At 71.6% G+C, this 23,530-nt stretch carries 24 protein-coding genes and 1 pseudogene; 13 read left to right on the forward strand and 12 right to left on the reverse strand.

What is annotated here, in order from left to right; translation table 11 throughout:
* Positions 1–349: 349 nt before the first annotated feature.
* A pseudogene (locus ACFVX6_RS18490) lies at positions 350–811 on the reverse strand (cytidylyltransferase domain-containing protein); the annotation flags it as partial.
* Positions 808–2,193, reverse strand: coding sequence for a DUF6716 putative glycosyltransferase (locus ACFVX6_RS18495; RefSeq protein WP_389692671.1), 1,386 nt, complete (start codon positions 2,191–2,193; stop codon positions 808–810). The pseudogene ACFVX6_RS18490 and the gene ACFVX6_RS18495, both read right to left, overlap by 4 nt.
* A gap of 176 nt (positions 2,194–2,369) precedes the next feature.
* On the opposite strand from ACFVX6_RS18495, the gene ACFVX6_RS18500 reads away from it, so the two are divergent.
* The gene (locus ACFVX6_RS18500; protein WP_389692673.1) at positions 2,370–3,386 is read left to right on the forward strand and encodes a glycosyltransferase family 2 protein; all 1,017 of its coding nucleotides are present in this window, start codon (positions 2,370–2,372) and stop codon (positions 3,384–3,386) included.
* Positions 3,383–4,750, forward strand: a complete 1,368-nt coding sequence (locus tag ACFVX6_RS18505; protein ID WP_389692675.1) for a polysialyltransferase family glycosyltransferase — start codon at positions 3,383–3,385, stop codon at positions 4,748–4,750. The genes ACFVX6_RS18500 and ACFVX6_RS18505 overlap by 4 nt, the downstream gene beginning before the upstream one ends.
* A 30-nt stretch (positions 4,751–4,780) precedes the next feature.
* Here ACFVX6_RS18505 and ACFVX6_RS18510 read toward each other — a convergent pair whose 3' ends face one another.
* From ACFVX6_RS18510 to ACFVX6_RS18520, 3 genes are all read right to left on the reverse strand, one after another.
* Complete coding sequence (locus tag ACFVX6_RS18510) at positions 4,781–6,196, reverse strand: hypothetical protein (protein WP_389692676.1); 1,416 nt, start codon at positions 6,194–6,196, stop codon at positions 4,781–4,783.
* A gap of 88 nt (positions 6,197–6,284) precedes the next feature.
* Positions 6,285–6,959, reverse strand: coding sequence for a leucine efflux protein LeuE (gene leuE / locus ACFVX6_RS18515; RefSeq protein WP_389692678.1), 675 nt, complete (start codon positions 6,957–6,959; stop codon positions 6,285–6,287).
* A 79-nt stretch (positions 6,960–7,038) separates the two neighbouring features.
* Positions 7,039–8,622: a methylmalonyl-CoA mutase gene (locus tag ACFVX6_RS18520; protein ID WP_389692680.1), complete on the reverse strand. Its 1,584-nt coding sequence runs from the start codon at positions 8,620–8,622 to the stop codon at positions 7,039–7,041.
* A 167-nt stretch (positions 8,623–8,789) separates the two neighbouring features.
* Here ACFVX6_RS18520 and ACFVX6_RS18525 point away from each other — a divergent pair, with 167 nt between their 5' ends.
* The gene (locus ACFVX6_RS18525) at positions 8,790–9,674 is read left to right on the forward strand and encodes a L,D-transpeptidase family protein (RefSeq protein WP_389692682.1); all 885 of its coding nucleotides are present in this window, start codon (positions 8,790–8,792) and stop codon (positions 9,672–9,674) included.
* A 253-nt stretch (positions 9,675–9,927) separates the two neighbouring features.
* Here ACFVX6_RS18525 and ACFVX6_RS18530 read toward each other — a convergent pair whose 3' ends face one another.
* Positions 9,928–10,968 (reverse strand): hypothetical protein, encoded by a 1,041-nt coding sequence (locus ACFVX6_RS18530; protein WP_389692684.1) that lies wholly within the window; start codon positions 10,966–10,968, stop codon positions 9,928–9,930.
* On the reverse strand, positions 10,968–11,759 hold the full coding sequence (locus ACFVX6_RS18535) for an RNA polymerase sigma factor (protein WP_389692750.1): 792 nt from the start codon (positions 11,757–11,759) through the stop codon (positions 10,968–10,970). Before ACFVX6_RS18535 ends, ACFVX6_RS18530 begins: the two co-directional genes overlap by 1 nt.
* A gap of 505 nt (positions 11,760–12,264) precedes the next feature.
* Here ACFVX6_RS18535 and ACFVX6_RS18540 point away from each other — a divergent pair.
* From ACFVX6_RS18540 to ACFVX6_RS18565, 6 genes are all read left to right on the forward strand, one after another.
* Complete coding sequence (locus tag ACFVX6_RS18540) at positions 12,265–12,822, forward strand: 2-oxo-4-hydroxy-4-carboxy-5-ureidoimidazoline decarboxylase (protein ID WP_389692686.1); 558 nt, start codon at positions 12,265–12,267, stop codon at positions 12,820–12,822.
* A 152-nt stretch (positions 12,823–12,974) separates the two neighbouring features.
* Positions 12,975–13,355, forward strand: coding sequence for a succinate dehydrogenase, cytochrome b556 subunit (gene sdhC / locus ACFVX6_RS18545; protein WP_266880720.1), 381 nt, complete (start codon positions 12,975–12,977; stop codon positions 13,353–13,355).
* 5 nt (positions 13,356–13,360) lie between these two features.
* Positions 13,361–13,843 (forward strand): succinate dehydrogenase hydrophobic membrane anchor subunit, encoded by a 483-nt coding sequence (locus ACFVX6_RS18550; protein WP_389692688.1) that lies wholly within the window; start codon positions 13,361–13,363, stop codon positions 13,841–13,843.
* Between the two features lie 23 nt (positions 13,844–13,866).
* A complete protein-coding gene (gene sdhA, locus ACFVX6_RS18555) occupies positions 13,867–15,621 on the forward strand; it encodes a succinate dehydrogenase flavoprotein subunit (RefSeq protein ID WP_385374610.1) in 1,755 nt (584 codons plus the stop codon).
* Positions 15,621–16,388, forward strand: coding sequence for a succinate dehydrogenase iron-sulfur subunit (locus ACFVX6_RS18560; protein WP_389692690.1), 768 nt, complete (start codon positions 15,621–15,623; stop codon positions 16,386–16,388). The genes sdhA and ACFVX6_RS18560 overlap by 1 nt, the downstream gene beginning before the upstream one ends.
* Positions 16,389–16,647: 259 nt before the next feature.
* On the forward strand, positions 16,648–17,262 hold the full coding sequence (locus tag ACFVX6_RS18565) for a hypothetical protein (protein WP_389692692.1): 615 nt from the start codon (positions 16,648–16,650) through the stop codon (positions 17,260–17,262).
* On the opposite strand, the gene ACFVX6_RS18570 is transcribed toward ACFVX6_RS18565, so the two are convergent.
* Together ACFVX6_RS18570 and ACFVX6_RS18575 are read right to left on the reverse strand one after the other, a co-directional pair.
* The gene (locus tag ACFVX6_RS18570) at positions 17,238–17,414 is read right to left on the reverse strand and encodes a hypothetical protein (RefSeq protein WP_389692694.1); all 177 of its coding nucleotides are present in this window, start codon (positions 17,412–17,414) and stop codon (positions 17,238–17,240) included. The two genes, ACFVX6_RS18565 and ACFVX6_RS18570, sit on opposite strands and share 25 nt — an antisense overlap.
* 10 nt (positions 17,415–17,424) lie before the next feature.
* Positions 17,425–17,550 carry a hypothetical protein gene (locus ACFVX6_RS18575; protein ID WP_389692696.1) on the reverse strand — a complete coding sequence of 42 codons (126 nt, stop codon included), beginning with the start codon at positions 17,548–17,550 and terminating at the stop codon, positions 17,425–17,427.
* Between the two features lie 82 nt (positions 17,551–17,632).
* Here ACFVX6_RS18575 and ACFVX6_RS18580 point away from each other — a divergent pair, with 82 nt between their 5' ends.
* From ACFVX6_RS18580 to ACFVX6_RS18595, 4 genes are all read left to right on the forward strand, one after another.
* Complete coding sequence (locus ACFVX6_RS18580; protein WP_389692698.1) at positions 17,633–18,406, forward strand: alpha/beta fold hydrolase; 774 nt, start codon at positions 17,633–17,635, stop codon at positions 18,404–18,406.
* Positions 18,407–18,499: 93 nt separating this feature from the next.
* Positions 18,500–18,904: a hypothetical protein gene (locus ACFVX6_RS18585; protein ID WP_383943936.1), complete on the forward strand. Its 405-nt coding sequence runs from the start codon at positions 18,500–18,502 to the stop codon at positions 18,902–18,904.
* Entirely contained in the window at positions 18,880–19,329 is a 450-nt protein-coding gene (locus ACFVX6_RS18590) for a thiol-disulfide oxidoreductase DCC family protein (RefSeq protein ID WP_389692700.1), read from the forward strand. Before ACFVX6_RS18585 ends, ACFVX6_RS18590 begins: the two co-directional genes overlap by 25 nt.
* A gap of 10 nt (positions 19,330–19,339) precedes the next feature.
* Positions 19,340–20,101, forward strand: a complete 762-nt coding sequence (locus tag ACFVX6_RS18595; protein ID WP_389692702.1) for a TetR family transcriptional regulator — start codon at positions 19,340–19,342, stop codon at positions 20,099–20,101.
* Between the two features lie 39 nt (positions 20,102–20,140).
* On the opposite strand, the gene ACFVX6_RS18600 is transcribed toward ACFVX6_RS18595, so the two are convergent.
* The 3 genes from ACFVX6_RS18600 to ACFVX6_RS18610 form a co-directional block, all read right to left on the reverse strand.
* Complete coding sequence (locus tag ACFVX6_RS18600; protein ID WP_389692752.1) at positions 20,141–21,697, reverse strand: ABC transporter substrate-binding protein; 1,557 nt, start codon at positions 21,695–21,697, stop codon at positions 20,141–20,143.
* A 133-nt stretch (positions 21,698–21,830) separates the two neighbouring features.
* Positions 21,831–23,240, reverse strand: a complete 1,410-nt coding sequence (locus tag ACFVX6_RS18605; RefSeq protein WP_389692704.1) for a metallophosphoesterase — start codon at positions 23,238–23,240, stop codon at positions 21,831–21,833.
* Complete coding sequence (locus ACFVX6_RS18610; RefSeq protein ID WP_389692706.1) at positions 23,237–23,497, reverse strand: SCO4848 family membrane protein; 261 nt, start codon at positions 23,495–23,497, stop codon at positions 23,237–23,239. The genes ACFVX6_RS18605 and ACFVX6_RS18610 overlap by 4 nt, the downstream gene beginning before the upstream one ends.
* Between the last annotated feature and the right edge of the window lie 33 nt (positions 23,498–23,530).

The following is a 23,530-nucleotide window of genomic DNA, read 5'->3' on the forward strand; positions in this document are numbered from 1 at the left end:
CCGCGGTCGGGAGGGGCGTGGGGGCCGGTGCGGCCAGGGGTGCGAGTACGGGGACGAGGGCGCGGGCGCGGGCCAGGTCGTGGGGGTCGTCGATCTCCAGCACCCGTGCCGGGTCGGTGGCGACGGGGACGGTCCGCCCGAAGAACCGGTGGCGGGCGGTCCGGAAGCCGGCGGCGTCCATGGCGTAGGCGGCGCCGGTCTCCAGGAGGTCCTGGGGGCGGTCCTGGCGGCGGGGGCGGTACGAGGTGTCGTGGTTGACCCCGGTCCCGGAGCCGTCGGGTGCCTCCCGCCAGAGGAAGCCGTGGAAGGGAGCTGCGGTGAGCGCGGAGTCGGCGGCGCCGGACGCGACGGCGGCGGCGACGGACTCCACGTCGGAGGCGGTGACGAAGGGGCTGGTGCACTGGACGAGGAGGACCACGTCGACGGTGACGGAGTGCAGCTCCTCGAAGGCGTCGAGCGCGTGCAGCAGGGCGGCCTCGCTGGTGGCGGTGTCCCCGGAGATCCCGGCGGGCCGCCGCAGCACCACGGCGCCGGCCCCGCGGGCGGCGTCACCGATGGCCTCGGAGTCGGTGGACACCAGGACGTCGGTGACGGTCGCGGCCCCCAGGCAGGCCCGGACGGCCCGGACCACGAGCGGCATCCCGCCGACGTCGGCCAGGTTCTTCCCGGGCACTCCCTTGGACCCCCCGCGCGCGGGGATCACGGCGAGCACCCTGGGCACGGCGCGGGCCTCGCGGAGGGACCCCGCGGGAGCCGGGACGGTGGCAGTGGTGGTGGCGGCCGTACGCGCTCCGGCCGGGCGGGGGCTCACAGCTCCCCCAGGCGGCGGATCACCGGCGCGACGCGCTGGACGCCGTGGCGGTAGGCGCCCCGGGCGGCTTCGCGCAGGTGGGCGCGGAGCCGGCGGCGCAGCCGGGACCCTTCGGCGCCGGTCCGGGCCGCGCCGGGCAACGGGTGCCCGTCGGAGCCGAGATGGTGCCTGGCCAGGATCCCCGGCAGGTATCCCGGCGCGGTGTCCTGGGTGTAGTAGGGCGCCACGGGCGGGAGCGGGCCCCCGCCCAGCAGCTTCGTGAGATGCGCCTGCGCGGCGGCGTAGGGGTCGGCGGAGGCCGCGGCCGGTCCGGGCAGTCCGGTTGCACGACCGCCCACGCCCTGGGCCGCGAGCCACTCCGGATCGGCCTCGGGGAGCAGTCCCGCGTCGAGCTGGGTCCAGGAGACCAGGCAGCCGGAGCCCAGGAAGTGGTGGTTGCCGAGGGTCTCGCGGACGCCGAGGTCGGTCAGGACGGCCGTCGGGATGCCCCGGTGGAGGGATTCCAGGGCCGCCGTGGAGGAGACGGTGACCAGCAGGTCCGTGCTGTCCAGGACCTCGCCCATGTTCCCGTACACCAGACGGCAGTTGGAGGGGAGGCCGCCGGGGAGCTGCTCCGCGAGGCGCTGGTACGGGAGCTCCTCCAGGTGCGTGGTGTGCTCCCCCGGGCGGCTGCGCAGTTTGATCAGCACCTCGCGCCCGGGGTGCAGCCGGGCGTGTTCCGCGGCGCGGCGCAGCAGGTACGCGCGGTCCGCACGGGCGTCCGGCACGGACGGCTGGACCGCGAAGACCACCCGGTGGGCGGTGCTTCCCACCGGCTCGTACGCATGCGCGTCGGCCTGTGCGAGGAAGGGGAGGGCGGTTTCCACGACGGCCCCGGCGTCGGCGCCGACTCCCTCGTAGACCGCGCGGAACCGCCCGGCGTCGTGGCGGGAGTTGGCGAGGACCAGGTCGGCCCCGTGGCGCAGCAGCAGGCCGTCGGCGAGCTTCTCGTAGACGACTCCGACGTACCCGGTGACGAACGCCGGCCGTGCGGCCGGCTCCGGCCACAGGGCGCGGGCCCCGTGCAGGACCGCCTGGACGGCGCCGCCGACGAGGGCGAGGACGATCACGTCGTACGGCTCACGCTCCGGCGCCGACAGTTCGGCGAGGAACCCCGCGCAGGTGACTTCGGTGAGCCGGTCCGCCCGGGCCCCTACCTCGCCGAGCTGGCGTGCGGTGGGCGTGGCCCGGCCGCGGAGCAGGTATCCGGTCAGGTGGACGGAGTCCGGCTCCGGGGAAAGGCGGCGCGCGGTGAGCGCTCCCCATTTCCATCGAGTGTCGGAATCGGCGAGTACGGCCACACGGAGGGCGGCCCGATGGGCCGCGCGGTTGCTTGCTGGCACCCGGCAGAAGTTATTCCGGCTTTTCGGTGATCGGCCCAACGAACGCACAACAGCGGGTTAACAACCCGTCGATTCAATGCGAAAGCGTGCGGGTTAACGCTCCCGCCGTGCGTCGTTCACATGGAATCCGCACCCGGGCCACAGTCAATGACGAACGGCGCTCTAATGTCTCGCGAGTGCTCAAGCTCTCTGTTGTCGTGCCGTTCTTCAACGTGCAGACGTATGCGCCGGATGCCCTGAAAAGCCTCGAAGTCAACGCGCGGGACGATTTCGAGTTCCTGCTCGTCGACGACCGCTCGACGGACGGGACGCCCGCGCTCCTGGAACGGGCGGCCCGCGAGCTGCCCGGCGCCGTGCACCTCAGACACGAGCGCAACGGCGGCCTGGCGACGGCGCGCAACACCGGTCTGGACGCGGCCCGCGGGGAGTACATCGCCTTCCTGGACGGGGACGACTGGCTGGCGCCGGGCCACCTGGCCCGCACCCTGGCCGCCATCGAGGCCCTGAACTGCGATTTCGTCCGCACCGACCATGTCCAGTGCACGGGTAGGACGCGCAGTGTCCAGCGCGTCCCCTACGGGCCGGAGTCGGTGGTGGCCGATCCGCGCAGCGCGATCCTGCCCGTCGCCCGCGCGACCTCGGTGGACTATCCGTACGCCTGGGCGGGGATGTACCACCGGCGGCTGCTGGACCGCGGACTGCTGCACTTCACGGACGGTCTGCGGACGGCGGAGGACCGGCCGTGGATCTGGCGGCTGCACCGGGAGGCGGAGTCCTTCGCCCCGGTCGGTCTGCCCGGAATCTTCTACCGTCGCGGGGTTTCCACCTCACTGACACAAATCGGCGACGAGCGTCAGCTCGATTTCATTCGAGCATTCGATCAAGTTCTGTCGGAAACGGCCGCCGACCGGGAATCCGATCTCCTCCTCCCGAAGGCCGTCCGAACGTATTGTGCAATTATCGCGCACCATGTCGGGTCCATCGAAAGGTTCGAACCCCCCGTGGCCAGAAAACTCCGCTCGATGAGCGCGGCCGCACTCGGCAGAATGCCGCAGCAGGTCCTGGACCAGACCCTGGACGCGATGGACGCCGACCGCGCGGCGCTGCTCCGCCGGCTCCGTCGGCGCTCGACGGCCGGATCCGCCCCCGCGACGCCCGCGGCTCCCGCCGCGTCCGCCGGGGTGACGGCGTGAACGTCACCCAGATCTTCCTGGCCTCCACCCTCTACGGCACGGCCACCCTCGCAGCCGCCCTCGACGCGGAGCTCTTCCCGCCCGCCGGTCGCCGGATCCTGCTGACCAGCAACCACTCCGTCACCGCCGAGATCACCCCCGGCCTGACCGCGGCACCCGGCTTCGCCGCCCTGAGCAGCCGCTTCGACGCGGTCCTCGACTGGAACGCCGTCATCGCCCCGCAACACCCGAGCACCTGGAGCCCGCGCGCCGAGGACGTCCCGCTGTGGGAACGCCAGTTGCGCTCCTCCTGGGGCCTGGGCACCGACCGCGTCGAGCTGATCGTGGAATCGCTCCAGGTGCCGCCCGCCCAGAGCCTGTGCCGGCTCTTCCCCGGGGCCGCCATAGAGGTCTACGCCGACGGGCTGATGAGCTACGGCCCCACCCGCTTCCGTCTCGACCCCGCGCTCGGTATGCGCGTACGGCGGGTGCTGCACCTGGACCTCGTACCGGGCCTGGAGCCGCTGCTGCTGACCGAGTTCGGCGTACGGGCCGAGGCGATCCCGGCCGCCGCCTTCCTCAAGGTCATCGGCGAGCTCGACGCGGCGGTGGAGACGCCGGCGGTGGCGGGTACCTCCGCCTCCGAGGCCCCCGCCGTCTCCGAGGCCCCCGCGCTGCTCCTGGGCCAGTACCTCTCCGCCCTCGACCTGGTGCCGGCCGCCGAGGAGGAGGAACTGCACGTGGAGATGGTCCGGGGCGCGCACGCGCTGGGACACCGCGAGCTGGTCTTCAAACCCCACCCCAGCGCCCCCGCCGCCTACTCCCGCCGGGCGGAGGAGGAGGCCGAGCGGCTCGGCGTCCGGCTCACCGTGCTGAGCACCCCGGTGCTCGCCGAGACCCTCTACGAGCGGCTGCGCCCGGCCCTGGTCGTCGGCTGCTTCTCCACGGGACTGCTGACCGCCGCCACCCTGTACGGGCTCCCGGTGGCCCGGACCGGCACGGGGGCCGTCCTCGCGCGCCTGTCCCCGTACCCGAACAGCAACCGGATCCCGCTCGTGCTGGCCGACGCCCTGCTGCCCGACCTCGCGGACCCCGCGGCCGTACGCTCCTGGACCCCGCCGGGACCCGAACGGGTCGCGGCCGAACTGACGGGCCTGCTCACGGCGGTGGGCTTCACCATGCAGCCCAGGATCCTGACGGAGCACCGCACGGAGGCCGAGCGCTGGCTGACCGCGAACCTGACCCCGGACACCTGGCGCTACTTCACCCGCCGCCGGCTGACCACCCTGGGCCTGCCGGGCGGCATCCCGGCGCAGTTGTCCTTCCTGCCCCGCAGCCGCACCGCACGCCGGCTGGCCCGGCTGCTGCGCCGGGCGGTCGGCTAGCGCCGCACCGAACCGCCCCGGCGGTGCGCGCTACGGGGTGACCACGACCTCGGCCACGCGGCTCGCCGCCTGGAAGTGGGTCGCGTCGGCGGGTGCGTACCGGGCCGTCCAGAAGCCGGTCCGCTCGGCCGTGAACTCCCGGGCGAAGGCCCCGTCGGCGTCGGTCTGCGAAGAGCCCATGAGCGTCCAGGCCGTTTCGCCGGCCGGCCGGAAGTAGTAGTGGACGGTCTGGCCGGCGAAGGGCTCCCAGGCCCGGTCCCGGCGGGTCAGCTTCCCGGCGACCGCGATCGGCCCGCCCTCCTCGACCGGCTCGGGCGCGGCGTTGAAGACCGGAACGGCCGTCGGGGTCCGCACGGCCCGGACGGCGGGCGTCGAGGAGCCGTGGACGGCCGGGGTGCCCGCGTACTGCATTCGTACGAAGCCCGGACCCGGATAGTGCAGCGTCGTCTCCACCCGGGCCGGGGCGTTGTTCCCGGGCACGGTGGCGACGTCCACGCTCTGGCGGGTGGTCCAGCCGGTCGCGCCGTCGGGCGAGTACTGCACGTCCACCGTCAGCGAGCTGACGCCGGCAGGGATCTCACCGCGGTCGAACCGGGCCTTGACCTGCACGTTCTTGTCCGCGTCCGCCTCGGCCGTGAAGTCGGCGAAGGCGGTGCCGGCCGTGGTGTCCACGGTGACGTTCATGTTGGTGGTGCTCAGCCAGGGCGTGTTGTCCTGCGTCTTCCACGTGGTGTCCCCGCGGAACGGCTGGACCACGGTGAACCGGCCGGCGTCGTCCGTGCGGGCGGACGCGCCGCCCGCGCTGATGGCGGCTCCCGCGGGTACCGGCTTCCACGTTCCGTCGGCCGCCTCCCAGGTGACGGTTCCGCTGACCCGGGCGTCCGTCCCGTAGGGGCCGGTCAGGGTCGGGGAGTCCAGCGCGATGCGCGCGGTCACGGCCCCCACGGGCACCGGTACGGACGTCTCGCCCCTGACCCCGTCCGACTCGGCCGCCAGGTGGAGGGACGTCTTGTAGGAGTCCTCTCCGTTGCCGTTCTCGGCACCGGAGACCGTGACCCCGGACTCGAAGCGCCCCCGCGCATCGGTGGTGAGCTGCGTGCTGACGGAGCCGGTCCTGGCCGTGAACGCTCCCGTGAACGGCTTGGTCGAGCCGGTGCGGGGGTCGTGGACCGTGATGTAGCCGGAGACCACCGTGTCCGGGTACGCGAGGGAGACCACGTTCGCGGCCTTCACGTGGTCGAAGGAGAGGAACGCCTTCCCGTTCGCCGTGGACGCCGTGGACGCCGTGGGCGCCGTCTGCGCCGTGGTCACCGTGCGCGCCGTGGTCTCCGTGCGCGCGCCGGACCCCTGCGCGAAAGGGTCGACGGCCCGGGCGGCCGCGGGCACGGTCAGCACGGCTGCCGCAGCCGTCACCGCACAGAGCACTGCGCGGATGTGCTTCTTCATTGATCCCCCGAGATCGATTCTTTGATCAATCAAGGGACCGGCCACACCGCCCGATGGTTGTACGGCGAAACGGTCGAAACGGGTCGGGTCAGCTCACGGCGAGCTTCGCCGCGAAGCCCAGGAACAGCACGCCCGCCGCCGAGCTGGCCCCGGCGGCGAGCCGCTTGCGGCGTCGGAAGACGGACGCCAGGCGGTTCCCGCCGAAGATCAGCGTGGTCAGGTAGAGGAAGCTGCCGATCTGCATCAGGGCGCCGAGCAGCAGGAACGACAGCGCCGGGTAGGCGTAGGTCGTGTCCACGAACTGCACGAAGAAGGACATCAGGAAGAGGATGGCCTTCGGGTTGAACAGGCTGATCAGCAGCGCCCGCCGGTAGGGCCGTTCCATGTCGCCGGCCTTCACCTCGGCGGCGGCCACGGGCACCTCGGGGGCGCCCTCGCCGGCCCCGGCGCCCTCGCGGCGGGCGCGCCACATGGTCCACGCGCCCCGCAGCATGCCGAGGGCGAGCCAGCTCAGGTACCCGGCGCCGAGCACTTTGACGACGCCGAACACGATCGTGCTGGTCTGCAGCAGCGCCCCTGCGCCGACCGCGGCCAGGGTCATGAGCAGGGCGTCTCCGGTGAACACGCCGACGGCGGCCCGGTACCCCTGGCGGACCCCGCCGCGCGCGGCGACGGAGAGCACGTAGAGCGAGTTCGGCCCCGGCAGCAAAATGATCAGCACCAGGCCGGCGACGTAGGTCGGAAGATCTGTGACACCCAGCATGTGCAGGAGTGTCCCATGAGGACACACCTGTCGCGCCACTGGATTCCAGGGATCGGGACCAAACCGGAATCAGCCCTGGTCACCAGCCCGAATCAGCCGGCACGTGCGTCCCCCACACCTCCCGCAGCGCCCCGCACACCTCCCCCACCGTGGCCCTGGCCCGCAGCGCCTCCCGCATCGGGTAGAGCACGTTCTCCGTGCCCGCCGCGGCCTCCCGGAGCGCCGCCAGCGCCTCCTCCACGGCCGCCCCGTCGCGCCCCGCCCGCAGGGCGGCGAGGGACGCCCGCTGCCGGTCCTCGATCGCCGGATCCACGCGCAGCGGCTCGTACGGCTCCTCCTCGTCCAGCGCGAAGCGGTTGACCCCGACCACCACGCGCTCGCCGCTCTCGGTCTCCCGGGCGATCCGGTACGCGTTCCGCTCGATCTCCTCCTTCTGGAAGCCCGCCTCGATCGCGGCCACCGCACCGCCCATCGCCTCGACCCGTGCCATCAGGTCGAGCGCCGCCGCCTCCACCTCGTCCGTCATCCGCTCCACCGCGTAGGACCCCGCGAAGGGGTCGACGGTGTGCGGCACGTCCGTCTCGTACGCCAGCACCTGCTGGGTCCGCAGCGCGAGGCGGGCCGACTTCTCGGTGGGCAGTGCGATCGCCTCGTCGAAGGAGTTGGTGTGCAGCGACTGGGTGCCGCCCAGCACGGCGGCCAGGCCCTGCACGGCGACGCGCACCAGGTTGAGCTCCGGCTGCTGCGCCGTCAGCTGCACCCCGGCGGTCTGGGTGTGGAAGCGCAGCATCAGCGACTTCGGGTCCCGGGCCCCGAACTCCTCGCGCATGACGCGGGCCCAGATCCGCCGGGCCGCACGGAACTTCGCGACCTCCTCCAGGAGGGTGGTGCGGGCGACGAAGAAGAACGACAGCCGGGGCGCGAACGCGTCGACCTCCATCCCGGCGGCCAGCGCGGTGCGTACGTACGCGATCGCGTCGGCCAGCGTGAAGGCGATCTCCTGCGCGGGCGAGGCCCCCGCCTCGGCCATGTGGTAGCCGGAGATGGAGATGGTGTTCCACTTGGGGAGCTCGGCCCGGCAGTAGCGGAAGACGTCGGCCGTCAACCTCAGGGAGGGGCCGGGCGGGAAGATGTAGGTCCCCCGTGCGATGTACTCCTTCAGCACGTCGTTCTGGACCGTGCCGGTCAGCAGGCCGGGCTCGATGCCCTGCTCCTCGGCGACCAGTTGGTAGAGCAGGAGCAGCAGCGCGGCCGGTGCGTTGATCGTCATCGACGTGGAGACCCGGTCGAGCGGGATCCCGTCGAACAGCACCCGCATGTCCTCGACCGAGTCGATCGCGACGCCCACCTTCCCGACCTCGCCGTGCGCGAGCGGGGCGTCGGAGTCGTGCCCCATCTGGGTGGGCAGGTCGAAGGCCACGGACAGTCCGGCGGCGCCGCCCGCGATGAGCTGCCGGTAGCGGGCATTGGACTCGGCGGCGGTACCGAACCCGGCGTACTGGCGCATGGTCCAGGGCCGTCCGGTGTACATGGTCGGGTGGACGCCCCGGGTGTACGGGTACTCCCCCGGCTCCCCCAGTGCGGTCCCGGGGTCCCAGCCGGCGAGGTCCTCCGGGCGGTAGACGGGCGCGATCGGGACCCCGCTCTCGGTGTGCCGCTCCATGTGATGCGCTCCTTCGTGGCTGCGAGGTGCCCGGGGCTGATAAAACGTCCCCGCGGCGGCCGCGCGGCGGCCGCTGGTCACAATGGCGCAACAGCGCGGCCTTCCCTGCAACTGACCACGCCCACGTGGCATCACCTAGATACACACGTAGAAATCGGGGGACTGCAATGCACCGCAAGAAAGTAATAATCCGCGCACTGGGCCTGGCCACCGCCGTCGCGTTTGCCGCGACCTCCTGCGGACCGCAGAAGACGGATGCCACGGGCTCCGGTTCTTCCGCTCCCGCATCGCCCACGGCGGTCGCCTCTCCCGAAACCTCGCCGTCCGGGGACGGAAAGCCGGGCGACGCCTCGCCGTCGGCGTCCCCGTCCACGTCGCCGTCGCCTTCCGCGTCCGCCTCCGCCTCGCCCTCGCCGACCGTGAAGCAGGTCATGGCGAACGGCGACGACAGCGAGCTGGTCCGCGAACTGCAGGCGCGGCTGCGCCAGCTCAAGCTGATGGCGGTCGCTCCGACCGGTTTCTACGGCTCGAAGACGACCGCCGCGGTCAAGTCCTTCCAGTCGAAGAACGGCCTGTCCGCCACCGGCGGCGTCGACGAGCCCACCTGGAAGAAGATCCAGAACGCCACGAAGAAGCCGACCGCCGACGAGCTGCGGCCGCCGACCGTCAACGAGCCGGACGCTCCCGATGCCCGCTGTATGACGGGCCGGGTGATGTGCATCAGCAAGGAGAGCCGCACCCTCGCCTGGATGATCGACGGGAAGGTCGTCTCCACGCTGGACGTGCGCTTCGGCTCGGAGAACACCCCGACCCGCGAGGGCGAGTTCAAGGTGGAGTGGAAGGCCAAGGACTGGACGTCGACGATCTACCACACGCCGATGCCGTACTCGATGTTCTTCAGCCGGGGCCAGGCCGTGCACTACTCGGCGGACTTCGCCGCCCGCGGCTACGCGGGCGCCTCGCACGGCTGTGTGAACGTCCGGGACAAGGCCAAGCTGGCGACGCTGTTCGACGCGGTGCAGGTCGGCGACAAGGTCGTCGTCTACTGGTGACCCGCAGGCCGCCGGGTGGGCGGGGCGGGGGGAAACGTCCCGCCCGGCGTCGGAGGTCTGAAGTTGAGGGCGCGGGCGGGATCGGGGGAACGAATCCCGCCCGCGCCGGTTGCGCAGAGCCCAGGGGTACGGGGGGAACCCCGGCTCATGCGCGGCCGATGACCAGTCGGCTCGTTATGTACTGCGCCGCCGGTTCGAAAAGTGTTACAGGCGGGGCGCGAACCGTTTCAGGCCAGTGTCCGGTACCCGGTTCTCAGCGCCGCTGGCCCGCGTCCGGGGCCTTCGGCGGAGCCGACCCGGCCGGGACCAGCCCCAGCGAGCGCGACGGGGATTCCGGGCCCGTGGGGGAGCCCGGCGCGTCTCCGCTCGAGCCTCCGCCGGTGGCCACGTCGAGCACCACCTGGCAGTAGCGCGGGACCCGCAACAGCCCCTTGGCCAGGCGCACGAGCTTCTCGCGGCGGGCCTCGTCGAGCCGCCCCGCCCGGTAGTCCTTGCACAGCTCCACCGCTCCGGAGCGGCCCTCCTTGTCCCGGTCCGAACCGTCGGGCGGGTCCGTCGTCATGCCGTCGACGCCGCCCTGCCGGGACCGGTCCCGGCCGTCCTTGCCTCCGGTCGGGGCGCTCGCGGGCGGTTCCGTGCCGGCGCTCGTCCCGGCGGCGTCGCCGGGTCCCGTCGTCGTACGCCCCTCCGTGCCCGGGGTGTTCCCCGGACTCGCGCTGCCGCTCTGGCTCTCGCCGCCGCGCGGCGAGGTGGTGCGGGACGGCGCGAGGGGCGCCGCGTAGCGGCTGTCCGCCGAGGCCGCCGAGGAGGATCCGACCGTCACCGAGGCGGCCGGGACGCCGCCGGCGGCGTGCCGGACATCCCGGTCCAGCAGTCCGGTGGCCGCGGCGGCGGCCAGGCCGCCCACGGCGACGCTCGCCACCGCGGCGGCGAGGACGAAGCGGACGGGGCGCCCGCGCCGGGATCTCGTTCCGGCCGGGCCGGCGGGCGAGCCGAGCTCGACCACCGTGTCCGCGGAGCCGAACAACGCGGCGTCCGGAGCCCTCGTCTGCAGTTCCGCCTGGAGCACGGAGCCGCGCGCGCGGAACGCGGCCACCGCGGCGGCCTCTCCTCGCAGTTCCCCGGGCAGCCCGCCGGAAGCCACGGGTGGCGGCTCGGCGAGTGCGTCGAGGGCGGCGCGCAGCCGCTCGGCCCGGGCGTGGACGTGGTGCTCGGCGCCAGGTGCGGCCGGTTCTCCGCGCAGCAGTCTGTCCGCCGCGGCTTTGTCCAGCCACCTGTCGCGCTCGTCGGCCATCACATGTCCTTCTGCGTCCGCCAACGTGAATCCGTCACACCGGTTTGTTCTACGAGGCCCGCGGCGCGGGCCCGCTGCGCCGGTACGGCGTCGAGGTCCCGTCCGCCCCCGGCGCCCCGTGCGCGACTCCCGTCATTATCGCCGAGGCGGTGACCCCGCCCGGCGCCGGCGCCGACGGCCGAGCCGATGCCGGTTCCGATGCCGGAATCGGGGTCGGCCTCGGGGTCGAAGGCCCCGTCGACGGCCTCGTCGAGCAGCTCGGCCAGCTTCTTCAGACCCCGGTGCGCGGCGGTGCGCACCGCGCCGGGGCGCTTGCCCAGGGTCTCGGCCGCGCTCTTGGCGTCCAGCCCGACGACCACCCGCAGGACGACGGCCTCGGCCTGGTCCTGCGGGAGCTGGGCTATGAGTTCCATCGTGCGGCAGGTGGAGAGGGACTCCATGGCCTCGCCGGCGGTGTCGGAGTCGGCGGCGTGGCCCGTCAGCTCGGTCTCGTCCCCGCCGACGGCGGGCCGGCGCCCGCGCATCCGGATGTGGTCGAGGGCCCGGTTGCGGGCGATGCGGGCGGCCCAGCCGCGGAAGCGGTCGGCGTCGCCGGTGAAGGAGTCGAGGTCGCGGGCGATCTGCAGCCATGCCTCGGATGTGACGTCTTCGGCGTCGCCGTCCCCGACGAGCGTGCGGACGTATCCGAGCAGGCGCGGGTGCACGGCGCGGTACACAGAACGGAACGCGAGCTCGTCGCCGTCTTGTGCCGCGAGCACCGCGGTGGTCAGCTCCGCGTCGTCCCCCAGCAAAATCCCCAACCCGTTCACAGTCCCGTTTGTGTGGCGCAAATCAGCACGTTACGGCTTTCAAGCACCTTCGTCCACGAGTTGTACAACGCGCAACCATCCCTGCGCGGAGCGAGGTGTGACACAAAACGCACCGAAGACGCTGACAGGGGTGCGGGCTTGTCGCACGAGTCCGCGACGGATGGCGGCCGGGGCCTCTCCTGTGGGGGGTGGCGGCCCCGGTCGCCCTCCCCTTCTCCGCCGTCCTCACGGCCATCATGCCCCGGTCCCCCGCGGGGCCCCCGAGCGGCCCCGCACCTGGTCCGACAGGCGCTCCCGTCATCCTTTCGGCTCACTTCCGAGTGAAAACCCGGAATGGGTACGACACACCCGGCTCCGCGTCGATAGCGTGGCGGGACACCCGCGCCACGCCACGAGGAGCCCCCCGCTGTCCAGCCACCTTCCGGCACAGGCCCGCGGAGGCTCCGCCCCTTCCCACGGCTCCCCCTCCCTCCACGACGCCGACCCTTTGGGCGACACAGGCCCTTTTGACGTCGCCGACCCTTTTCACGACCCGGGGCTCGCGCGGTTCAACGCCCTGTCCCCCGAGGCCGCCCACTCCGCCCTGCTGCACTGCTGCGGCAGCCGGCGCTGGGCCCACCGGGTGGCCGCCCACCGCCCTTACCCCGACTTCGGCGCGCTACTCGCCGCCGCGGACGAGGCCTCGTACGACCTCTCCCAGCCGGACCTCTCGGAGGCACTGGCCTGCGAGTTCCCGCCGGAGCTGGAGCACGGGGCCGCGTACGCCGCGGTCCTCGCGCTCGACGCGGCGCACGGGGAGTACGAGCGGACCTTCGGCCACGCCTTCGTGATCTGCCTCGACGGGACCACCCCGGAGGAGCAGGCGGACCAGCTGCTGGCCGCGATCCGGCGGCGGATGGAGCTGGAGGTGGACGAAGAGCGCGCGATCTCCGCGGACGAGCTCCGTCGCGTCGCGCAGGTCCGACTCGCCGACCTGACACACTGGCTGACCTCGGCCGATGGGCTATCTGCTGCCGAATTCGGGCTATTCGCCCCTGTGGGATAGTCCGTCCGTGCCTGTTTGATCACACCGATGGCCCCCGCGCGAGGGAACCGACAAAGCGTCGCTACGATGTCCGGGGCCGGAGGACCGTACCCGGCCGGGCCCGACCGACAAAGAAGCCGGCTGGCCCCCGCCCCGCTTCCGGAGGGTTTTCCGTGCCGGCTGGAACGTTGTACCGCGGCCGGGAAGGAATGTGGTCCTGGGTGGCTCATCGAGTCACCGGCGTCCTCATTTTCTTCTTCCTGTTCGTACACGTCCTCGACACCGCTCTCGTCCGCGTCTCCCCTGAGGCGTACGACGATGTCGTGGCTACCTACAAGACTCCGATCGTCGCGCTGCTGGAGTACGGCCTCGTCGCCGCAATCCTGTTCCACGCGCTCAACGGTCTCCGTGTCATCGCCGTGGACTTCTGGTCCAAGGGTCCCCGCTACCAGAAGCAGATGCTCTGGACCGTGGTGGGCATCTGGGTCGTGCTGATGGTCGGGGCCCTGTACCCCGTCCTCGGGCACGCGTACCTCGAACTGTTCGGGAAGTGACACGCATGTCTTCTGACACTTCTATCGAAAAGGGCATCGGTGACGTGGAGGGCGTGTCCCTCTACGACGTCGACAACCCGGCGCCGTACATCGAGGCCCCGCGCAAGCGCACCGGCAAGACGCCGCGCTCGACCCGCGGCAACTTCGAGATGGTCGCGTGGCTCTTCATGCGCCTCTCGGGCATCGTGCTCGTCGTCCTGGTCCTCGGCCACCTGCTGATCCAGCTCGTGCTGGACGGCGGGGTGTCCAAGATCGGCTTCGCCTTCGTGGCCGGCCGTTGGGCCTCCCCGTTCTGGCAGGGCTGGGACCTGCTGATGCTGTGGCTCGCGATGCTGCACGGCGCGAACGGTCTGCGTACCGTCATCAACGACTACGCGGAGCGCGCCAACACGCGTCTGTGGCTCAAGGGCCTGCTCTACACCGCCACGGTGTTCACCATTCTTCTGGGCACGCTGGTGATCTTCACCTTCGACCCGAACATCCGCTAGGCAACGGGGCTGAGGCGAAACCAATGAAGATCCACAAGTACGACACCGTCATCGTCGGGGCGGGCGGCGCAGGCATGCGCGCCGCCATCGAGTCGACGAAGCGCAGCCGCACCGCCGTGCTGACCAAGCTCTACCCCACCCGCTCCCACACGGGCGCCGCGCAGGGCGGCATGGCCGCCGCGCTCGCCAACGTGGAGGACGACAACTGGGAGTGGCACACCTTCGACACGGTCAAGGGCGGTGACTACCTGGTCGACCAGGACGCCGCCGAGATCCTGGCGAAGGAGGCCATCGACGCGGTCCTCGACCTCGAGAAGATGGGCCTGCCGTTCAACCGCACCCCGGACGGCACCATCGACCAGCGCCGCTTCGGCGGGCACTCCCGCAACCACGGCGAGGCGCCGGTCCGCCGGTCCTGCTACGCCGCGGACCGCACCGGCCACATGATCCTCCAGACGCTCTACCAGAACTGCGTCAAGGAGGGCGTGGAGTTCTTCAACGAGTTCTACGTCCTGGACCAGCTCCTGGTCGAGGAGGACGGCGTCAAGAAGTCGGCCGGCGTGGTCGCGTACGAGCTCGCCACCGGCGAGATCCACGTGTTCCAGGCGAAGTCCGTCATCTACGCCTCCGGCGGCACCGGCAAGTTCTTCAAGGTGACCTCCAACGCGCACACCCTCACGGGTGACGGCCAGGCGGCCTGCTACCGCCGCGGCCTGCCGCTGGAGGACATGGAGTTCTTCCAGTTCCACCCGACGGGCATCTGGCGCATGGGCATCCTGCTGACGGAGGGCGCCCGCGGTGAGGGCGGCATCCTCCGCAACAAGGACGGCGAGCGCTTCATGGAGAAGTACGCGCCGGTCATGAAGGACCTCGCGTCCCGTGACGTCGTCTCGCGCTCCATCTACACCGAGATCCGTGAGGGCCGCGGCTGCGGTCCCGCCGGTGACCACGTGTACCTGGACCTGACGCACCTGCCGCCGGAGCAGCTCGACGCGAAGCTCCCGGACATCACCGAGTTCGCGCGCACCTACCTGGGCATCGAGCCGTACACGGACCCGATCCCGATCCAGCCCACCGCGCACTACGCCATGGGCGGCATCCCGACGAACGTCGAGGGTGAGGTCCTCATGGACAACACCACCGTCGTCCCGGGCCTGTACGCGGCCGGCGAGGTCGCCTGCGTCTCCGTGCACGGCGCGAACCGCCTGGGCACGAACTCGCTGCTGGACATCAACGTCTTCGGCAAGCGCTCGGGCATCGCGGCCGCCGCGTACGCCCACGCCCACGACTACGTCGAGCTGCCCGAGAACCCGGCGCAGCAGGTCATCGACCAGGTCGAGCGGCTGCGCAACTCCACGGGCAACGAGCGGGTCGCGGAGCTGCGCCTGGAGCTCCAGGAGACGATGGACGCCTGCGTGATGGTGTTCCGCACCGAGCAGACGATCAAGACCGCGGTCGAGAAGATCGCGGAGCTGCGCGAGCGCTACCTGAACGTGTCCGTCCAGGACAAGGGCAAGCGCTTCAACACGGACCTGCTGGAAGCCATCGAGCTGGGCAACCTGCTCGACCTGGCCGAGGTCATGGCCGTGTCCGCGCTGGCGCGCAAGGAGTCCCGCGGCGGCCACTACCGCGAGGACTACCCGAACCGCGACGACGTCAACTTCATGCGCCACACCATGGCGTACCGCGAGGTCGGCGACGACGGCAAGGACTCCGTCCGGCTGGACTACAAGCCCGTCGTCGTCACCCGCTACCAGCCGATGGAGCGTAAGTACTGATGGGCACCCCGACCCTGAGCAAGACGGACCAGATGGAGGCGGCGGCCGCCGCCTCGCCGTTCATCACGGTCACGTTCCGGATCCGCCGGTTCAACCCGGAGATCTCGGACGAGTCGGTCTGGCAGGACTTCCAGATCGAGATCGACCCGAAGGAGCGCGTGCTCGACGGTCTCCACAAGATCAAGTGGGACCTCGACGGCACGCTGACCTTCCGTCGCTCGTGCGCGCACGGCATCTGCGGCTCCGACGCGATGCGGATCAACGGCAAGAACAGGCTCGCCTGCAAGACGCTGATCAAGGACATCAACCCGGAGAAGCCGATCACGGTCGAGGCCATCAAGGGCCTGACGGTGATGAAGGACCTCGTCGTCGACATGGAGCCCTTCTTCCAGGCGTACCGGGACGTCATGCCGTTCCTGGTCACCAAGGGCAACGAGCCGACGCGCGAGCGCCTGCAGTCCGCCGAGGACCGCGAGCGCTTCGACGACACCACCAAGTGCATCCTGTGCGCCGCCTGCACGTCCTCGTGCCCGGTGTTCTGGAACGACGGCCAGTACTTCGGCCCGGCGGCGATCGTCAACGCGCACCGCTTCATCTTCGACTCGCGTGACGAGGCGGGCGAGCAGCGGCTGGAGATCCTGAACGACAAGGACGGCGTGTGGCGTTGCCGCACGACCTTCAACTGCACCGACGCGTGCCCCCGCGGCATCGAGGTCACGAAGGCGATCCAGGAAGTGAAGCGTGCGCTGATCACGCGCCGCTTCTGATCTTCTAAGGCGCCGCTCGCAGCGCTCGGCCCTGGCGGGCCTCCCGCGCTTCGTGGCGCTGCGGCGGACTCCGTCCGCCGGTCTCAGCCGAGGCCGGCGGGCACCGAGGCCCCGCCTCCTCCGGATCTTTCCGCGAGGGGGCGGGGCCTTCGCCGTAGGTCCCGCGGATCAACTTGCCTGGTGCGAACCGCCTCTTCGATCGACGCGGGACCGGCAACCGCCCTACGGGCCCCCGCGCGACTGTGGAATTATCGGCCGCATGAGCGAGCAGCAGCCCAACCCGTACACGAGCGGTCCCGGCCCGGGTGGCCAGGGGGACTACAACACCACTCCGGGACAGCCGAATTACGGCTACCCGCCGCAGCCCGGCTACGGATACCCGCCCCCGGGACCGGCCCAGCCGGGCTACGGCTACCCGCAGCCCCCCGCCTACCAGCCGACCATCGCCGGCGCGGGCATCCCCGCCCCGGCCGGCCCCATGACGCCCCCCATGGGGACCCCCGGTCCGCCTCCCATGGGCTACCCCGCGGGCGCTGCCGGGCTCTCCCTCGGCGACATCACCATCGCCGGGGACCAGATCATCACCCCGTCGGGCCCGATGCCGCTCAAGGGTGCGATCTGGAACGCCACGGACTTCTCCCGGACGGAGGAGAAGATCCCGGCGCACGCGATCGTGCTGGCCGTCATCTTCTTCCTGTTCTGCCTGCTCGGCCTGTTCTTCCTCCTGATGAAGGAGCGCCGCACCACGGGCTACATCCAGATCACGGTCAACAGCGCCGGCCGCCACCACTCCACGATGATCCCGGCGGTGGACCCGGGCACCTACATGTGGGTCATGAGCCAGCTCAATCAGGCACGCGCACTGAGCATGTGACGCAGCGCCGGAGGCAGTAGCCGCCCGGCTCCGGCCGGCCGCCCGAGCACCGACTCCCCGGCCGGCTCCGGCGGCAGCCGTACGAGCATCCAGGCGAGCCCCCGCAGCACGTCGATGTCGTACGGGTCCCAGTCCGCGCCCGCCTCCCCCACGACGGGGAGGCTACGCGGCCGCCCGACCCGCCACGACCGCCGGGCTCCGCAGGCTTCCCGTACGGGCGGCGCGCACGAGCCGGTCGGCGCGTTCCGCGAAGTCCGCCGTCGCGGCAGCGCTCTTGATGTCGTTCACGGCCGCCACGGTAGGGGTGCCCACCGACAGGCCCGGGGAAAACCCTGTGGTTCACGGGGCGGGGGTCCGGGAAGATCACCTGATGATCATTTCTCATGATGTGGACGGTCCCGTCGACGCTCCGGCCGTCGTACTGCTGCACTCCTCCGTGTGTGACCGGCGGATGTGGGAGCCGCAGTGGCAGCCGCTGCTCGCCGCCGGGTTCCGGGTGGTCCGGGCGGACTTCCGGACCTGTGGCGACTCCCCCGCCGCCGAAGCCCCGTACAGCGACCACGGGGACGTACGGGAGCTGCTGGACCACCTCGGCATCCGGCGGGCCGCGTTCGTCGGAAGCTCCTACGGCGGGCGGGTCGCGCTGACGCTGGCCGCGCTGCGTCCGGAGCTGGTGAGCGCGCTGGCGCTGCTCTGCCCCGCCCGGCCCGCGCAGCGGCGCGGCCCCGCACTGCTCGCCTTCAACGCCGCCGAAGCCGCCCTGCTGGACGCGGGCGACCTGGAGGGCGCGGCCGACCTCAACGCCCGCCAGTGGCTCGGCCCGGACGCCGACGAGGCCGCACACGCCCTCGTACGGGCCATGCAGCTCGGGAACCTGCGGGGCGCCCCGGCCGCCGACGGGGACCACGAGCTCCCCGAGCCCGCCTTCGAGCCGGCCGCCATCGCCGCCCCCGTCCTCGCCGTCGGCGGCGCGCACGACATCCCCGACTTCCGGGAGGTCCCCGCCGAGCTCTCCTCCCTCGTGCCCGGCGCCGTCCACGTCGAGCTGCCCTGGGCCGGCCACCTCCCCTCCCTCGAACGCCCGGAGGAGATGACCCGGTTGCTGCTGCCCTTCCTCTCCGAGGCGGTCCTCCAGGGACGCTGACCGAGACCCCCCGCCATTCGCTTGAACCTGTTCAAAAATGGGTCTACAGTCAGTGTCGTCAGCAGTTGAACACGTTCAAGGGGGCTGAGGGCAATGGACCTCACCGTGGTCGCGTACGTCATCTACCTGCTCATCAGCATCGGCCTCACCGTCTGGGTGGCCCGCACGCTCAGCCGCAACGGCCGCGTCTTCATCGGCGACGTCCTCCAGGGCAACGAGAAGCTCGCGGACGCCGTCAACCAGCTCCTGGTGGTCGGCTTCTACCTCGTCAACATCGGCTTCGTGACCCTGTACCTGCGGTCGGCCGACGAGATCGTCGCCGCCCGCGGGCTCTTCGAGGCGCTGTCGGTCAAGCTCGGAGTCGTGCTCCTGGTCCTCGGCGTCATGCACCTCGGGAACGTCTGGGTGCTGAACAAGATGCGCCGCCGGGGCATCATGGAGCGTCAGCAGACCCCGCCGGTCGCCCCCCAGGGGTGGACCGCGCCCGCCGGGGCCTGATCACCGTGGCCACGGCCGTGACGCGGCACCTGACGGTGCTCTACGACGCGAACTGCCCGCTCTGCGTGCACATCCGGCACTGGCTCCTCGGCCAGCGCTGGCTGGTACCGCTCCGGCTCATCCCCGCGGCCTCCTTCGAGGCGCAGCGGCGGTACCCGCAGCTGGACCACGCCTCGACGCTGAAGGAGATCACCGTCATCGGCGACTCCGGACAGGTGTGGACCGGGACGGACGCCTTCATCGTCTGCCTGTGGGCGCTGGCCGAGCACCGGCCGAAGGCGAACTGGCTGGCCACCCCGGCCGGCCGGCCCTTCGCCAAGGCGGCCATGTACACCGCCTCCACCTGGCGCGAGGCGGTACGGGACGGCTCCTCGGCGAACGGCGGGGAACCGGCCTGTGACGACCAGTGTTCCGCGCCCCGATAGGCTCGGCACCGTGACTGATCAGAAGGCTCCCAAGAGCGAGCAGACCCGCACGCTCATTCTCGAAACCGCGCTCCGCCTCTTCCAGGAGCGCGGCTTCGACAAGACGACGATGCGCGGGATCGCCAAGGAGGCCGGAGTATCGGTCGGCAACGCCTACTACTACTTCGAGTCCAAGGAACACCTGGTCCAGGGGTTCTACGACCGGATCGGCGCCGCACACCTGGCGGCGGTCCGGCCGATCCTCGACAACGAGACCGATCTGCAGAAGCGGCTCGCGGGCGTCTTGACCAGCTGGCTGGACATCGCGGCGCCGTACCACGAGTTCGCCTCGCAGTTCTTCAAGAACGCCGCGGACCCGGAGAGCCCGCTCAGCCCGTTCTCCCCGGAGTCGGAGGCGGCCCGCAAGCAGGCGATCGACATGCACCGCGAGGTGCTGGCGGGGGCCAAGACCAAGGTGCCCGACGAGCTGGCCGACGTACTGCCGGAGCTGATGTGGCTCTCGCAGATGGGCCTGGTCCTCTACTGGGTCTTCGACCGCTCCCCGGACAGCGAGAAGACCCGGCGGCTCGCACAGCGCGGCGCGCAGCTCACGACCCGGGGCATCATCCTGGCCCGGTTCCGGGTGCTGCGGCCGCTGGTGCGGGAAGTGCACGAGCTGTTCACGGACTTCCTGCCGGGCATGGCCCAGACGGCCGTGTCCCGTACGGGCCGCAAGCGGGCCTCCGACCCGGACGCGGGCCCGGAGGAAGGCCCGGAAGAGGGCCCGGCGTAGGGAAGAGGGCCGGCGTAGGTCCGGCGTAGGGGCCCGGTCCTACAGCCAGCTGAGCTCCCACAGCCGCCACACTCCGGTGCCGTCCGAGAGGTACTGGGCGCCCGCGACGGCCTCGCGCGACATCACGTAGTCCTTCTTCTGCCAGATCGGCAGCATCGGGACCTGCTGCGCGACCAGCTTCTGCAGGTCGCGGAAGTCGTTGGCGGCGGCGCCGCGGTCCGAGAAGGACTGGGTGCGGGTGATGAGGTCGTCGACGGCCTTGTCGGAGTAGCCGCTGTTCATGGAGTTGTCGGCTCCGACGAGCGGGGCGAGGAAGTTGTCCGCGTCCGGGAAGTCGGCGATCCAGCCGATGGTGTAGGCGTCGAACTCGCCCGCCGCGTAGGCCTTCTGGAAGTCGCTCCACTTCTCGACCGGCTTGATGGTCAGGTGGAAGAGGCCGGTGGACTCCAGCTGCGCCTTCAGCTCCTCGGCCTCGGGCACGCTCGCGCCGCGCACGTTGACCCCGAGGGTGATCGCGACCGGGGTGGTGACTCCGGCGTCCTTGAGCAGCTTCTTCGCGGTGAGCCCGTTCGGCGAGGGCCAGGCGTCGAAGAACGGCGTGCTGTGGGCGGCGATGCCCGCCGGGACGAGCGAGTAGAGCGGGGTGACGGTGCCCTTGTAGACCTCGGTCGCGACCTTGGCCCGGTCCACGACCGCGGCGACGGCCTGGCGGACGGCGGGCTGGGCCACCGGGGAGCCGGGGCGGAGGTTGAAGACCATGCTGCGGATCTCCGTACCGCCCGAGACCTGGTACCGGGTGTCCTCCAGGCCCGGGTTGAGGCCGGCCAGGACCGCCGGGGGCATGTCGCGGTGGGCGACCTCGATCCCGCGGTCGGTCCAGGCCTGCTCCAGCTGCGCGGAGTCCTTGAAGTACTTCACGGTGACCGCGCTCTTGGAGACCTTGCCCTGGCCCTTGTACGAGGTGTTGGGCTTGAGCTCGGCGCTCGCGCCGGCCGTGTAGCCGTCGAGGGTGAAGGGACCGGAGCCGTCGACCTTCTCCTCCTCGCGCAGGGCCTTGGCCGGGTACTTGTCCTTGTCCACGATCGAGGCGGCGCCCGTCGCGATCTTGAACGGGAAGGTGGCGTCCCCGGCGGAGAGGCTGAAGGTGACGGTGCGTCCCTCGGCCTTGACCGACTCCAGGGTGTTGAACAGCGGCGCCGGCCCCTGGTCGGAGTTGATCGCCTTGATCCGGTCGAAGGAGAACTTGACGTCCTCGGCGGTGATCGCGCGGCCGGAGGAGAACTTCACGTCCGGGCGCAGCTCGCACTGGTACGTGGTGAGCTTGTCGCCGATGAAGTTGCAGGAGGAGGCCGCGTCGGGCACCGGGGTGTCCGCACCGGGCTTGATGGTCAGCAGCGACTGGTAGACGTTGCTGAACAGGGCCCAGGAGCCCGCGTCGTACGCCCCTGCGGGGTCGAGGGAGGAGACCACGTCGCTCGTGCCGACGCGGATCGGCTCCCCGCCGCCGGCGGCCAGCGGCAGCAACTGCCAGGTGGCGACGCCCGCGACACCGAGGACCAGCCCGGCCGCGATGACTTTCGAGCGGACAGACCGCAGCATCCTTGACTCCACCCCATGCGGGCGCACACCGAAGTCTGCGACCAGTTATCCGATTATCGGTCACATCCCATCATGGAATTTCGGCCTCGGGAAGGCCGATTTGTCGCGGGGCGTTGGGGGTTCGGGCGGTTCAGGCCTGATATGAGGCGAGTTCGACGACTGTGATGTCCGACGGCGCGCCGACCCGCACCGGCGGCCCCCAGGCGCCCGCGCCGCGCGAGACGTACAGCTGGGTGTCGCCGTAGCGCTCCAGCCCGGCGACGGTGGGGTTGGCGAGCTCGGCGACGTACTCGCCGGGCCAGAGCTGCCCGCCGTGGGTGTGGCCGGAGAGCTGGAGGTCCGCCCCGTACCGGACGGCCTCGTCGATGACGATCGGCTGGTGGGCGAGGAGTACGGCGCTGCGGGCGCGGTCCCGGTCGCCCAGGGCCGCCTGGAAGTCCGGGCCGTGGCCCTCGCTCTCGCCCGCGATGTCGTTGACCCCGGCGAGGTCGAAGTACGGGAGCTCGCGGCGGGCGTTCTCCAGCGGGGTGAGGCCGAGCTCGCGGACGTGGTCGACCCACTGCTGGGCGCCGGAGAAGTACTCGTGGTTGCCGGTGACGAAGTACGAGCCGTGGCGCGAGCGGAGGCCGCGGAGCGGTTCGGCGGCGGGGCCGAGGTCGTGGACGTCTCCGTCGACGAGGTCGCCGACGACGGCGATGAGGTCGGGCTGCGTGCGGTTGATCGTGTCGACGATGCGGGTGGTGTGGGCGCGGCCCAGGATCGGGCCGAGATGGATGTCGCTGACGACGGCGATGCGGAAGCCGTGGGCCGCGCGGGGGAGCTTCGCCAGGGGGACCTGGACCCGCTTGACGCGGGGGCCGCGGAGGACTCCGTACGTGCCGTAGCCGACGGTGCCGGCTGTGGCGGCGGCGGCCGTGCCGGCCACGATCCGGGCGAAGCGTCTGCGGCTGACGCCGGAGGGGGTGGGCGCCGCGGAGCCGGCCTCCGCGGGGGTGACCTCCGCCCGGTCGGCCGTCGTGGCGTGCTGCCCGGCCGGGGCCGCGGGCTCGGTGGTGGCTTCGAGGGTGGCCTGCGGCGCAGTTCCCCTCCCCGCCCCTTCCCGGAACTGGGGCTCCGCCCCAGGCCCCGTAGCCGCCGCGCCTGCGGCGGCGTGGCGGGGCTCCGCCCCCGGCCCCGGGGTGGGGTGGGGCTGCGCCCCCGAGCTCACCCGGGCCGTGGGCCCGTTCGACCGGCGGAGCCACACCGCTCGGACCGGCTCGGCCAGGAGCATCGCCAGGGAGAGGTAGAGGAGGACGGCCAGCCAGAGGTAGCCCGGCCAGGCGACCGTGCGCTCCAGCCAGAAGGGGGCTCCCGCGCGGCCCGCGACGAGGGCGGCCACGGACAGGAGCGGGAGCGCGAAGGCCAGGGCGGTGCCCGCGCGGCGGATCGCGCCGCCGGGGGTGGTGGTGTCGCGGACCAGGCGGATCCAGAGCCAGCGGTGCACCAGGACCAGGAGGGCCAGGACCAGCAGGGCCACGGCCGCGATGAGGAGGATCGTCACGCGCCCGCCTCCGTACGTGATTCGCGCCGCAGTGCCCGCACCCCGCGCAACCCGATCACTCCGACGGCCGTCCCCAGGAGAAAGGACGCCACCGCCAGGAGAAGGTGGACCCAGAAGTACGCGGTCGGGTCCCCCGAGGCGTCGAAGGCCAGACCGCTGCCGTCCTTCCACAGGTTCCGGACGAAAGACACCCAGATGAACCAGCTCCACACTCCGAAGGCGAGCAGGAACCAGGAAGCGGCGCGGCTGAGTCTCATGGACTCAGTATCGGTTTCGTCCCCAGGACGGAC

The sequence above is a fragment of the Streptomyces sp. NPDC058289 genome (genome assembly GCF_042880975.1).
In the GTDB taxonomy this organism is placed as follows: Bacteria; Actinomycetota; Actinomycetes; order Streptomycetales; family Streptomycetaceae; genus Streptomyces; species Streptomyces stoeckheimensis.

Bases quoted from the DNA above. Each gene is read 5' to 3' on its own strand.
- ACFVX6_RS18510 (WP_389692676.1), bottom strand. From the start codon at position 6,196: ATGAAGAAGCACATCCGCGCAGTGCTCTGTGCGGTGACGGCTGCGGCA.
- leuE (WP_389692678.1), bottom strand. From the start codon at position 6,959: ATGCTGGGTGTCACAGATCTTCCGACCTACGTCGCCGGCCTGGTGCTG.
- ACFVX6_RS18520 (WP_389692680.1), bottom strand. From the start codon at position 8,622: ATGGAGCGGCACACCGAGAGCGGGGTCCCGATCGCGCCCGTCTACCGC.
- ACFVX6_RS18525 (WP_389692682.1), top strand. From the start codon at position 8,790: ATGCACCGCAAGAAAGTAATAATCCGCGCACTGGGCCTGGCCACCGCC.
- ACFVX6_RS18530 (WP_389692684.1), bottom strand. From the start codon at position 10,968: ATGGCCGACGAGCGCGACAGGTGGCTGGACAAAGCCGCGGCGGACAGA.
- ACFVX6_RS18550 (WP_389692688.1), top strand. From the start codon at position 13,361: ATGTCTTCTGACACTTCTATCGAAAAGGGCATCGGTGACGTGGAGGGC.
- sdhA (WP_385374610.1), top strand. From the start codon at position 13,867: ATGAAGATCCACAAGTACGACACCGTCATCGTCGGGGCGGGCGGCGCA.
- ACFVX6_RS18560 (WP_389692690.1), top strand. From the start codon at position 15,621: ATGGGCACCCCGACCCTGAGCAAGACGGACCAGATGGAGGCGGCGGCC.
- ACFVX6_RS18565 (WP_389692692.1), top strand. From the start codon at position 16,648: ATGAGCGAGCAGCAGCCCAACCCGTACACGAGCGGTCCCGGCCCGGGT.
- ACFVX6_RS18580 (WP_389692698.1), top strand. From the start codon at position 17,633: ATGATCATTTCTCATGATGTGGACGGTCCCGTCGACGCTCCGGCCGTC.
- ACFVX6_RS18585 (WP_383943936.1), top strand. From the start codon at position 18,500: ATGGACCTCACCGTGGTCGCGTACGTCATCTACCTGCTCATCAGCATC.
- ACFVX6_RS18610 (WP_389692706.1), bottom strand. From the start codon at position 23,497: ATGAGACTCAGCCGCGCCGCTTCCTGGTTCCTGCTCGCCTTCGGAGTG.